General features: G+C 66.9%; 11 protein-coding genes. 8 read left to right on the top strand and 3 right to left on the bottom strand.

What is annotated here, in order from left to right; genetic code table 11:
- Positions 1-46: 46 nt before the first annotated feature.
- Positions 47-1087 carry a hypothetical protein gene (locus ABVN73_RS05710; protein WP_353859303.1) on the bottom strand — a complete coding sequence of 347 codons (1041 nt, stop codon included), beginning with the start codon at positions 1085-1087 and terminating at the stop codon, positions 47-49.
- A gap of 36 nt (positions 1088-1123) precedes the next feature.
- Positions 1124-2404: an FAD-binding oxidoreductase gene (locus ABVN73_RS05715; RefSeq protein ID WP_353859304.1), complete on the bottom strand. Its 1281-nt coding sequence runs from the start codon at positions 2402-2404 to the stop codon at positions 1124-1126.
- A gap of 165 nt (positions 2405-2569) precedes the next feature.
- On the opposite strand from ABVN73_RS05715, the gene ABVN73_RS05720 reads away from it, so the two are divergent.
- The 8 genes from ABVN73_RS05720 to ABVN73_RS05755 all read left to right on the top strand — a co-directional run bounded on the left by ABVN73_RS05720 (position 2570) and on the right by ABVN73_RS05755 (position 11080).
- Positions 2570-3913 (top strand): glutamine synthetase family protein, encoded by a 1344-nt coding sequence (locus ABVN73_RS05720; RefSeq protein WP_353859305.1) that lies wholly within the window; start codon positions 2570-2572, stop codon positions 3911-3913.
- Positions 3914-4134: 221 nt separating this feature from the next.
- On the top strand, positions 4135-5235 hold the full coding sequence (locus tag ABVN73_RS05725; RefSeq protein WP_353859306.1) for an extracellular solute-binding protein: 1101 nt from the start codon (positions 4135-4137) through the stop codon (positions 5233-5235).
- Between the two features lie 132 nt (positions 5236-5367).
- Entirely contained in the window at positions 5368-6531 is a 1164-nt protein-coding gene (gene potA, locus ABVN73_RS05730; protein WP_353859307.1) for a polyamine ABC transporter ATP-binding protein, read from the top strand.
- The gene (locus ABVN73_RS05735; RefSeq protein WP_035673867.1) at positions 6528-7451 is read left to right on the top strand and encodes an ABC transporter permease subunit; all 924 of its coding nucleotides are present in this window, start codon (positions 6528-6530) and stop codon (positions 7449-7451) included. The genes potA and ABVN73_RS05735 overlap by 4 nt, the downstream gene beginning before the upstream one ends.
- Positions 7448-8281 (top strand): ABC transporter permease subunit, encoded by an 834-nt coding sequence (locus ABVN73_RS05740; RefSeq protein ID WP_353859308.1) that lies wholly within the window; start codon positions 7448-7450, stop codon positions 8279-8281. The genes ABVN73_RS05735 and ABVN73_RS05740 overlap by 4 nt, the downstream gene beginning before the upstream one ends.
- Positions 8282-8681: 400 nt before the next feature.
- On the top strand, positions 8682-9698 hold the full coding sequence (locus ABVN73_RS05745) for an agmatine deiminase family protein (RefSeq protein WP_353859309.1): 1017 nt from the start codon (positions 8682-8684) through the stop codon (positions 9696-9698).
- A 147-nt stretch (positions 9699-9845) separates the two neighbouring features.
- Positions 9846-10115, top strand: a complete 270-nt coding sequence (locus ABVN73_RS05750) for a hypothetical protein (protein WP_353859310.1) — start codon at positions 9846-9848, stop codon at positions 10113-10115.
- Positions 10116-10258: 143 nt separating this feature from the next.
- Positions 10259-11080 (top strand): protein phosphatase 2C domain-containing protein, encoded by an 822-nt coding sequence (locus tag ABVN73_RS05755; RefSeq protein ID WP_353859466.1) that lies wholly within the window; start codon positions 10259-10261, stop codon positions 11078-11080.
- Positions 11081-11087: 7 nt separating this feature from the next.
- Here the strand turns inward: ABVN73_RS05755 and ABVN73_RS05760 are convergent, their stop codons facing one another.
- On the bottom strand, positions 11088-11975 hold the full coding sequence (locus tag ABVN73_RS05760) for a DUF4384 domain-containing protein (RefSeq protein WP_353859311.1): 888 nt from the start codon (positions 11973-11975) through the stop codon (positions 11088-11090).
- Positions 11976-12034: the final 59 nt, after the last annotated feature.

The raw sequence follows: 12034 nt of genomic DNA on the forward strand, positions 1-12034 counted from the left end.
TCGAATCCTCGGCCACGGCAACGACGGGGGTAGACGGGAAATTCGGCTACTTGCGAATCCAGACCTTGGTTTCCATGAAGCGGTTGGCGAGGAAGCGGTAGGTCTGCTTCTGCAGCTGTTCGATGGCGGTCGACTTCTCCACCGGGGTGGTGTCCCAGGACTGGAGGATGTCCTCCCACTCCAGCAGCCGGGCGCGCAGGTCGTCGCGGATTTTGCGGATGAAGGTGACGGTGGTGTCGAAGGACTTCAGCGCGCCGAAGATCTCGCCGGTCTGGGCGTCCGCCTGCTCGAAGATGGCGTCGTAGTCCTTCAGCGGCTTGTTCAGCAGGCCCTGCATGCGCGCGACCTCGTTGCACAGGGTCCGGTCGGTCCGGTAGATCTGGGTCAGCCGGGTCAGCTTGCCGCTGATGGCGCGGATGGCGTTGAAGCGGTCGCGCAGCGCCTCGATGTAGGACAGCTCCTGGGTCAGGTCCTCGATGCGGTCGGTCAGATACTGCTCGTAATTGTCCTTCAGGCCGAGCTTCGCCGCGATGTCCTTGAAGGCGGCCTTGACGCGCTGCTTGGTCTGCGGGTCCTCGACGATCTGTTCCAGCTCGTCGGCCTTCACCACGATCATCTCGGTCCCGGAGATGGAGGAGACGAGCTGGACGGTCAGGCGTCCGCGCGCGATGGTCCGGTGCTTCTCCTCCACCGACCAGGAAGCCCGGCCGTCCAGCAGCTCACCCGGAATCTGCTCGCCGGGACGGATCTGCTTCACGAAGGCGAGGCCCTTGGCGACGGTGTCCAGCAGCTTGGCGTCGCGGCTCTCCTCCTTGATGTCGAAGGATTCCATCAGCGTGTTGAAGGGCAGGGCGGCCTTCAGATCGCCCAGCAGGATGTGCAGCACCGGCTGCTTGGAGGAGGGGTCGATGCAGAAGAAGGCCCCGGACAGGCTGAAGACCTTGTGCTCGAAATCGAAATGCGTGTCCCGCATCGGCGCGGCCGGAGAGGAATCGGGCGGCGCGGCATCGGGCGGCGTCGCCGCGGCGGGCACCGCCTCGGCATCGGCTTCCGTGCTTCCGGTTTCGGGATCGGGGACGTCGGACATGGGCGGGGACCGGAAGCGGCGATTGGGACGGGCAGGTTACAGCAGATCGCGCAGCCGGAACCAGAGCATCGCGAGAACAAGCGCCGGAGTGCGGAACCGCCGCCCGCCGGGGAAGGGCAGGTGGGGCACGCGGGCGAACACGTCGAACCGCTCCGCCGTGCCACGGATCGCCTCGGCCATCACCCGTCCGGCCATCCCGGCCAGCGCCACCCCGTGGCCGGAATAGCCGTGGGCGAAACAGACGGTCGGCGTCAGCCGTCCGACCTGCGGCATGCGGTTCATGGTGATGGCGACGTGGCCGCCCCAGAAATGGTCGACCGCGACTCCGCGGAGCTGCGGGAAGACCGCCAGCATCTTGGACCGCATGGCGATCCTCAGACCCGGCGCGTCCAGTCCGGAGTAGCTGACGCCGCCGCCGAACAGGAGACGGTGGTCGGCGGAGCGGCGGAAATAGTTCAGGACGAAGTTCATGTCGCTGACCGCCGCATTGGTCGGCAGCAGGGACGCCGCGGTGGCCTCGCCAAGCGGCTCGGTGGCGATCATGTAGGTGGCGACGGGCATCACCACGGCCGACAGGCGCGGCGCCAGCGCCCCCAGATAGGCGTTCCCGGCCAGCACGAGGAAGCGCGCCGTCACCCGGCCCTTCGCGGTGGTGGCGACCGGGCGGTCCCCGGTGTCGATGGCGGTGACGCGGCTGTCCTCGAAGATTCGCACGTCGGCCTCCGCGGCGGCGGCGGCGAGGCCCAGCGCGTAGTTCAGCGGGTGCAGATGGCCGCTCCCGTCGTCGGCCAGACCGCCGACATAGGCGTCGCTGCCCACCACCGCCCGCATGGCCTCGCGGTCGAGCGCGCGGACCTTGCCGTAGCCGTAGCGGTCGCGCATTTCGCGCTCCATCGCCGCCACGTCGTCCATGTGGCGCGGTTTCACCGCCGCGTGGGCGAAGCCCCAGGTGAGGTCGCAGGGAATGGCGTGCTTCGCCACCCGCTCCGCCAGAAGCGTCTTCGAGTCTTCGCCGAGGTCCCACAGCCGCCGGGCGTCCTCCGCCCCGACCCAGCGCTCGATGGTGCTCATCGACTTGTTGTAGCCGGTGATGATCTGCCCGCCGTTGCGGCCCGACGCCCCCCAGCCGACGCGGTGGGCCTCCAGCAGAACCACATCGTAGCCACGCTCGGCCAGCTCCAGGGCGGTCATCAGCCCGGTGTAGCCGCCGCCGACCACGCAGACGTCGCAGGACAGCGAGTCCTCCAGCGCCGGGTGCTGGGGGTGCGGAGTCGCGGTGTCGGCGTACCACGAGCGGATGTGGGATGATGTCGGCATGACCGCCGAGTTAGGGGAGGGACCCCCGCCCCGTCAATGATTCCAGCGGTCAAATGGGCAGGATCTTTGTTCCCCTCTGGCGCGGGGAGGGGGTGCGGGATCATAGTATGGCGGTCGTTCACAGAAGGGAGGGGCTGCCCACCGTCCGGTGCGGTCCATACGTTCATGGGTTTCATGGAAGACTTCATCAAGAAGAACCGCATCACCGAAGTGGAATGCCTCGTGCCCGACATGTCGGGCATCGCGCGCGGCAAGATCGTGCCCGCCGAGAAGTTCCTGCGCATCCTGCGCGACCGCGGTCTGCGGCTGCCCGAGGCGATCTTCGTCCAGACCGTGACCGGAGAGTATCCGGAGGACGATTCGGTCACCTCGGATGAGAATTCCGACATCTACATGATTCCCGACGAGCGGACGATCCGCTTCGTCCCCTGGTACGAGGAGCCGACCGCCCAGGTCATCACCGACTGCGTCTACGCCGACGGCAGCCCGGTGAACTTCTCGCCCCGCCATGTGCTGAAGCGCGTGCTGTCGCTCTACGAGGAGCGCGGCTGGAAGCCGATGGTGGCGCCGGAGCTGGAGTTCTTCCTCGTCCAGGTCAACAAGGACCCCGACTACCCGCTGGTGCCGCCGATCGGCCGCAACGGGCGCGTGGAGAGCGGACGGCAGGCCTTCGGCATCGACGCGGTGAACGAGTTCGATCCGATCTTCGAGATGGTCTACGACTTCTGCGAGGCGCAGGACATCGACATCGACACCCTGACCCACGAGGCCGGGGCGGCGCAGATCGAGATCAACTTCAACCACGGCGACGCTCTGGAGCTGGCCGACCAGGCCTTCCTGTTCAAGCGCACGGCCCGCGAGGCGGCGCTGCGCCATCAGGTCTACGCGACCTTCATGGCCAAGCCGATGCAGAACGAGCCGGGCAGCGCCATGCACATCCACCAGTCGGTGGTCGATGCGGATTCCGGGCGCAACCTGTTCTCCGACGCCAACGGGGCGGACACCCCGCTGTTCATGTCCCACATCGCCGGGCTCCAGAAGTATCTGCCCTACGCGATGCCGCTGCTGGCGCCGAACGTGAACTCCTACCGGCGGCTGGTGCCGAACTCCGACGCGCCGATCAACGTGCATTGGGGCCGCGACAACCGCACCACCGGCCTGCGCGTTCCCGTCTCGCCCGCCGATTCGCGCCGGGTGGAGAACCGCGTGGCCGGCGCCGACGCGAATCCGTACCTCGCCATCGCCGCGTCGCTGGCCTGCGGCTATCTGGGCATGGCCCAGGGGCTGGAGCCGACCGACCCGGTGAAGGGCTCCGCCTACCGGCTCGCCTTCACCCTGCCGCGCCACCAGGGCGACGCGCTCCAGAAGTTCAACGCCTGCAAGCCGCTGAAGGAGGTGCTGGGCGAGAAGTTCTTCGACGCGGTCACCTGCGTGAAGGAGGCGGAGTACGAGGCCTACCACCGCGTGATCAGCTCCTGGGAGCGCGAGAATCTCCTGCTGAACGTTTGAGCATTTTTTCCGCCCCCTTCCGCCGCTGCCGCGGAAGGGGGCGTTTGCGTTCCGCAAAAGCCCGGAAAACCCCCCGCAAACCGTTGACAACCAACCCCCCCGTGGGTGCAATAGCGCTCGCGCCGGGGACGCCGTGCGACGCACGCCGCCCCTCACGTCGAATGGAAAAAAGTCGACCCGTCACGAACTGACGAACGATCCAGAATTCGGGGGCTTTCTGCATGAAACGTTTCGCTCTCAGCGTCATCGGCGCCGTCGCGGCGATCGCCATCGCCGGCCCGGCGCTGGCCCAGGCCAAGAAGCCGGTCAACATCTACATCTGGAACGACTATCTGGGCGAATCGACGCTGGCGGACTTCACCAAGGCCACCGGCTACGACACCAAGGTGGACCTCTACGACAGCCTTGAGCTGCTGGAGCAGAAGGTTCTGGTCGGCAAGTCGGGCTACGACGTGATCGTCCCCACCGCCGAGCCGACCCTGTCGCGCATGATCCAGGCGAAGGTCGTGGCGCCGCTCGACAAGGCGAAGATCCCGAACCTGAAGAACGTCGATCCGAAGGTCCTCAAGCTCCTCGAGAATTCCGACCCCGGCAACAAGTTCTCCGTGCCCTATCTGGGCGGCACGGTCGGCATCGCCATCATCCCGGAGAAGATCAAGGCCGTCGCCCCCGACGTCCCGCTCGACAGCTGGGACCTGATCTTCAAGCCGGAGGTGGCGAAGAAGGTCGCGGCCTGCGGCATCACCGTGATGGATTCGGCCATCGACGTGATCCCGTCGGTGCTGAACTACCTCGGCCTCGATCCGAACTCCGAGAAGAAGGAGGATCTGGACAAGGTCGAGAAGACGCTGCTGGCGGTCCGCCCCTACATCAAGCAGTTCGTCACCGGCCAGAACATCAACATCCTGGCGGGCGGCGACGCCTGCGTCGTCATGGCCTACAACGGCGACGCCATCCAGGGTGCCGCCCGCGCCGAGGAGGCCAAGAACGGCGTGAAGGTCGAGTACATCACGCCGAAGGAAGGCGTGCAGGTGTGGTGGGACACGCTGGCCATCCCGGCGGACGCGCCGAACAAGGAGGGCGCGCACGCCTACATCAACTTCATCCTGGACCCGGCGAACATCGCCGCGGTGTCCAACACGGTCAGCTACGCCAACGCCGTTCCGGCCTCGCTGGCCTCGGTTGACGAGGGCGTGAAGTCCAACCCCGCCGTCTTCCTGCCGGAGAACAGCAACGTCAAGCTGTTCGCCCTGAAGTCGATCAAGCAGACCACCGACCGCGCCCGTACCCGCGTCTGGACCAAGGTCAAGACCGGCAAGTAAGCGCGCCGCGCACAGGCCTGCAACGACACGCGCCCTGGTCGCTTCCCATGTCGGGAGCGGCCGGGGCGTTCCCATGATACGGCCGGCGATCATGCGTCGGCCGTATGAGAAAAGGACGCCGAGAGGAGCCGCATGGCCGTCCAGCCGATCCGCAAGCCCACGCGCCTGGAACCCTGGCAGGACCCGGGACAGAAGCCCTATGTGCGAATCGAGAAGGTGACCAAGACCTTCGGCGATTTCGTCGCTGTGGACGAGGTCAGCCTGTCGATCTACCGGGGCGAGTTCTTCGCCCTGCTGGGCGGCTCCGGGTCGGGGAAGACGACCCTGCTCCGCATGCTGGCCGGGTTCGAGACGCCGACCGAGGGCAAGATCTTCATCGACGGCGTCGACATGGCCGGCATCCCGCCCTATGAGCGGCCGGTCAACATGATGTTCCAGTCCTACGCCCTGTTCCCGCACATGTCGGTGGAGCAGAACGTCGCCTTCGGCCTGAAGCAGGACGGCGTCGCCAAGGCGGAGATCAAGGAGCGGGTGGGGGCGATGCTCGACCTCGTCCAGCTCGGCCGCTTCGCCAAGCGCAAGCCGCACCAGCTCTCCGGCGGCCAGCGGCAGCGCGTGGCGCTGGCCCGCTCGCTGGTCAAGCGGCCCAAGCTGCTGCTGCTCGACGAGCCGCTGGGCGCGCTCGACAAGCGGCTGCGCGAGCAGACGCAGTTCGAGCTGGTCAACATCCAGGAGAAGCTGGGCGTCACCTTCATCGTGGTCACCCACGACCAGGAGGAGGCGATGACCATGTCCTCGCGGATCGCCGTGATGAACCACGGCGTCATCGCCCAGACCGGCACGCCGACCGAGATCTACGAATACCCGCAGTCCCGTTTCGTCGCCGAGTTCATCGGCTCGGTGAACATGTTCGAGGGCAGGGTGGTGGAGGATCAGGCCGACCATGTTCTGATCCGCTCCGAGGACGCCGGTTGCGATCTGTACATCAACCACGCGGTGGCGGTCCCCGCCGGCGCCACGGTGGGCGTGGCCGTCCGTCCGGAGAAGATCGCGCTGAGCAAGGAGCCGCCGGCCAGCGCCGCGACCAACGCCGATGGGCGCAACGTCACCAGCGGGATCGTTCGCGAGATCGCCTATCTCGGCGACGTGTCGATCTATCTGGTCGAGCTGAAGACGGGCAAGACGGTGCGCGTGACGGCGCCCAACGTGGTGCGGCGCACCGAGATGCCCATCACCTGGGACGACGAGGTGTATCTAAGCTGGCGTCCCTTCGCCGGGGTGGTGCTGACGCAATGATCGACCTTCTGCGCCGGATCGGCCTGTGGGGGCGGGGGGTGGTGGTCGCCATTCCCTACCTGTGGCTTCTTCTGTTCTTCCTGGTGCCCTTCCTGATCGTGTTCGGCATCAGCCTGTCGGAGGCGATGCTGGCGCAGCCGCCCTACGCGCCGCTGATCGACTGGCTGGTGGACGAGGACGCGGGCACGACCAAGCTCCAGATCCTGCTGAATCTGTCCAATTATCTGCGGCTGGGCGGGGACGACCTCTACATCCTGGCCTATCTGAACTCGGTGAAGATCGCGCTGGTCACCACCGTCTGCTGCCTGCTGCTGGGCTACCCCATGGCCTACGCCATCGCCCGGGCGGAGCCGTCCAAGCGCGGGCCGCTGATGATGCTGGTCATCCTGCCCTTCTGGACCAGCTTCCTGATCCGCATCTACGCCTGGATCGGCATCCTGAAGGCCAACGGGGTGGTGGACAACCTGCTGCAATGGACCGGCCTGACGACGGAGCCGTTCGAGCTGCTCTACTCGGATTGGGCCGTCTACATCGGCATGACCTATTGCTACCTGCCCTTCATGGTGCTGCCGCTCTACGCGACGCTGGAGAAGCTGGACCCGACGCTGCTGGAGGCGGCGGCCGACCTTGGCTGCCGGCCCTGGAAAGCGTTCCTGACGGTGACGCTGCCGCTGTCGCTGCCGGGCATCATCGCCGGGTCGCTGCTGGTCTTCATCCCCTCGGTCGGCGAGTTCGTGACACCGGAGCTGCTGGGCGGTCCCGACACGCTGATGATCGGTCGCGTGCTGTGGAACGAGTTTTTCGCCAACCGCGACTGGCCGGTCGCCTCGGCGGTGGCCATCGCGCTCCTGCTGTTCCTGGTGGTGCCGATCATGGTCTTCCAGCATGTCCAGGGGCGCCAGACGGAGGCCGGGCGATGAAGCAGATGGGAAAACTGGCCTGGGCGCTGTGGTTCGGCTATGCCTTCCTCTACGTGCCGATCGCGCTGCTGATCTTCTATTCCTTCAACGAGTCGCGACTGGTCACGGTGTGGGGCGGCTTCTCCACCAAATGGTACGCGGAGCTGCTGCAGAACGACCAGCTTCTCGGGGCGGCCTGGCTGTCGCTCAAGGTGGCGGCGATGTCGGCCACCGCGTCCGTGGTGCTCGGCACGGTCGCCGGTCTGGCGCTGGCCCGTTTCGGGCGGTTCCGCGGGCGGACGCTGTTCGGCGGCATGATCACCGCGCCGCTGGTCATGCCGGAGGTCATCACCGGTCTGTCGCTGCTGCTGCTGTTCGTGGCGCTGGAGCAGGCCATCGGTTGGCCGGACGGGCGGGGCATGACGACGATCACCATCGCCCACACCACCTTCACCATGGCCTATGTGGCGGTGATCATCCAGTCGCGCCTCGTCAGTCTGGACGAGAGCCTGGAGGAGGCGGCAATGGACCTGGGCGCCCGCCCGGCCAAGGTCTTCTTCGTCATCACGCTGCCGATCATCGCGCCGGCCATCGTGTCGGGCTGGCTGCTCGCCTTCACCCTGTCGCTCGACGACGTGGTGGTCGCCAGCTTCGTGTCGGGGCCGGGCTCCACCACGCTGCCGATGGTCATCTTCTCCAGCGTGAAGTTCGGCATCAGCCCGCAGATCAACGCCTTGGCGACGCTGATGATGATGGTGGTCGCCACCGGCATCTTCATCGCCAGCCTCGTGATGGCGCGGCAGGAGCGTCAGCGGAAGCGGGACGAGCAGATGGCGGTGCAGGGGGGCTGAAGAGCCCCCTTTTACCCCAAAGCACCGTCTCATAGGGGCTATGCCGTTAGGCCGCAGACGGCGGGGTGGCCGTTTGCCGTTGCATTTGCTAGTGTATTGGCATCTGCAACAGCGAATGAGGTCGTATCGTGCGCGCGCTCTTATGGTTCCCGATGCTTCGTCTTGGTTTTTCGATGCCTTTTTCGGCGCCCAAGCGCCGTTATTCGGACCGTCCGCCCTCCCGCCGCTGAGCGGTCGAGCGCGCTGCCCTTCCGGGCATTCCAGAGGCCTCCTTGGTGGCCGTTGCCAAATCCTCCGCTCCGTGGTTAGGGTGACCGTGGGTCGCCGGTGACGCCGTGACGACCCGCTCCGGCCACGCACAAGAGCCGGGCCATTCAGGGATTTGGCAGGAGATTCAAAGATGACGACACCGGCGGCGGAAGGCTTCACCATGCCGGGCGAATGGGAACGGCACACCCGCTGCTGGATGGCGTGGCCGTGCCGGCCCGAGACGTGGCCCGAGGGGGCTTTCGACGCCGCCGCCGCCGCCTACACCGACGTCGCCCGCGCCATCAGCCGGTTCGAACCGGTGACCATGGTCTGCGATCCCGCCGACGTTGCCGACGCTTCCCTGGCCTGCGGGCCGGGGGTTGAGATCCTGCCTCTGCCGATCAGCGATTCGTGGATTCGCGACACCGGACCCAGCTTCGTCACCGATGGGAAAGGGCAGTTGGCCGGCGTCCATTGGCGCTTCAACGCCTGGGGCGGCAACTATCCGGACAGCGCCAAGGATCAGCAGGTCGGCCGTCTGATGCTGGAGCATCTCGGCCTGCGCCGCTTCGAAGCCCCTCTCGTCATGGAAGGTGGCTCGTTCCATGTGGACGGGGAGGGGACGCTGCTGACGACGGAACAGTGCCTGCTGAACCCCAACCGCAACCCGAATCTCGGCAAGGCGGAGATCGAGGAGCTTCTCAAGGAGCATCTCGGCATCTCCACGGTAATCTGGCTGGGCGAGGGCTACCAGGACGATGAGACGGACGGCCACATCGACGAGATCGCCCTGTTCGTGAAGCCCGGCGTCGTCATGGCGATCACCACCGACGATCCCGGCGACGCCAATTTCAAAGCGTTCCAGGACAACCTCGACCGTCTGAAGCGCGCCCGCGACGCCCAGGGGCGAGAACTGGAGGTCATCCCGGTCCGCCAGCCGGCGCGGCGGGACGAGAACGGTGTGCGGCTGACCCTGTCCTATACGAATCTCTACATCGCCAACGGCGGAATCGTCATGCCGGCCTTTGAGGACCCGGCGGACGACGAGGCCTTCCGCATCGTCCGCCGGGCCTTCCCGGACCGCGAGGTCGTGCAGGTTCCGGCGTTGGACATCGTGCGCGGCGGCGGCGGCATCCACTGCATCACCCAGCAGCAGCCGACGGTCTGACGCAGCCCTTTCTTCTGATCGCGAAGAGGCGAAGATCGGGGCGGTCTTCGCCTTTGAGTCAGGAACTGCGTCGATTCGGACCTTGAATCGGCTAAGGTTCGGGCTCATCTTTTTGTCATGCAGGTAAACCCGCTCAATATGCCCCCGATGGCAAAGCCGCAGGCGCCGATCACACCGGCGATGCAGATGGCCATGTCTCCGGCGGTGCAGGCGGCGCAGCAGACCACGCCAACCGTTCGGACCCAGACGGTCCAGGCGACCCAGGCGGTCGGCAAATTGGACCAGACGCGGGATACGCGCAACGCGACCCAGTCGGGGCAGGCCATCGACCCGCAGACGGCGGCTGTCCAGGCGCGGACGAACGGCACCGGCTACGGTGGCAAGCATCGCGGCACGCTCCTCGACGTCAGCGTCTGAGGCGTTTTCGCGCGTCCTTTCCCGCTGTTCAATTCTCACGCTCTCCGCCATTATCGTATGCAAAGCCGAGGCGGTTTTTCGCGTTGCCGAAGGCTGTTTCCAGGAATCTGGTTCGGCTGTAACGCGCTGGAGCCGTTCGCGTGATGCACTCCGCCCTGATCGAGATGATCGCCTCCGGACAAACGGATGTCGGCCGTGTCCGCTCGCGCAACGAGGATTTCTTCCACCTCGACACGGCCCGCGGCTTGGCGGTGATCTGCGATGGCATGGGGGGGCATGCCGGCGGCGACATTGCCAGCCGCACCGCGGTGGAGGTGGTGGCGGCGGTCATCGCGTCCCGGGATGATGCCGATGGGGCTGCCAGCGGCGGCCACGCCGACGGCGATCGGGCGCCATCCCCGGCGGAGGAGAACCGGGCGGCGGCCGAAGCCGCAATGACGGTCCGCTCCGCGGTGGTGGCCGCCAACCGCCGCATCAACGCCCTGAACCGCCAGCGCGGCTTCGCCGAAGGGCGCGGCATGGGCACCACGCTGGTGGGGCTCTGGCGGGTGCCGGGAACCGGCCGCATCGTCGTCTTCCATGCCGGAGACAGCCGGCTCTACCGTCTGCGCGACGGCGCACTTCGTCCGCTGACGCGCGATCACAGTCTCTATCAGCTCTGGCTCGACAACGGCCGGCGCGGGCAGGCTCCTCAACGCAACATCATCGTCCGCGCCCTGGGCACCGGGGAGCAGGTCGAGCCCGACATCGCCATCCATGATCTGCAGCCCGACGACCTCTACCTACTGTGCTCTGACGGCCTGACCGGCATCGTGCCGGAGGGCTTGATCCAGCGGTTCCTCACCCAGCAGCCGCCTCCCATCGCCGAGGACGCCTGCGCCCGTCTGATCGACCTCGCCAACGGTGCGGGCGGGCCGGACAACATCACCCTTATCCTCGCCCGCTTCGTCCTTGTTCCGGCCTGACCGAATCTCAGGGCGCTCTGGTCTTCAGGAAACGCGCGGTGGCCACGGTGGCCGGCGGGGCGGCGTCCAAGGCCTGCTTCAAGGCCGGGAGATAGGACGAGGCCGGTTCGGCTTCGGGCCGCGGCGCCGCAAACAGCGGCGTGGGGCTGGCGATCACGACGATCAACTCGTGACCGTAGGGCGGCCCGATGCTCCAGAATCGCCCACCGGCGCCGCGCTCCCCCAGACGGCGGACCGAGCCGGCGTCCACCCGCCCACTGACTTCCAGCGGGTTGGGCAACAAATGAATGACATCGCCGTCGGCGGTGAAGTAATCCACCTGCAAATGCGCCGGAAAGTCGGGCGCGGCCACGTCGAACACCAAATCCTGGCCGCCGTTGAACACCGTGCCGGCTCCACCCTCAAGGCGGATCGACACGGGCGCCGCCAAGCCGGCGTTGCTGGTCCGCAGCGCGCCGATCAGGGTCAGGGGTTCGCACAGGGCAGGGGATGCCCGCTCGATCTCCACGGCGGCCCGCTGGCCAGTGACGTAATCCTGGGCGAGCAGGGCGAGGCTGTCCGGGTCGGTGTCGCCGGCGGTCAGGCCGGAAATCGCAACCCTCTGGTCCTTGCCGACGGCGACCTCCAGTTCGGCGCACTGGAATTCCGCCAAGGCGGTCCGCAGCGCCGACAGGTCGGGAACGGCGGGACTCGGCGGCTCGACCGGTGTGGGGAGCGCCGCCGCCGGTGCGGTTTCGCCGTCCGCCGGAGCGTCGGACTTGGCCACATCGGAGGCGGTGGTGGCATGGACCGGCCACACGGCGATCGCGGCGATCCCGATGGCGGCGAGCACCGTCGCGGCGAATCGATGCCGCCATGTCGTCGGCGCAAAGGTCGGCGCGGAGGCGTCGTTCACCGGAACCTGACCGTTGGGTATAAACTGCGGTTTATGTAGCGCGCCATCCGGGCATCGCC

It is taken from the genome of Azospirillum formosense (assembly GCF_040500525.1).
GTDB lineage: Bacteria > Pseudomonadota > Alphaproteobacteria > Azospirillales > Azospirillaceae > Azospirillum > Azospirillum formosense_A.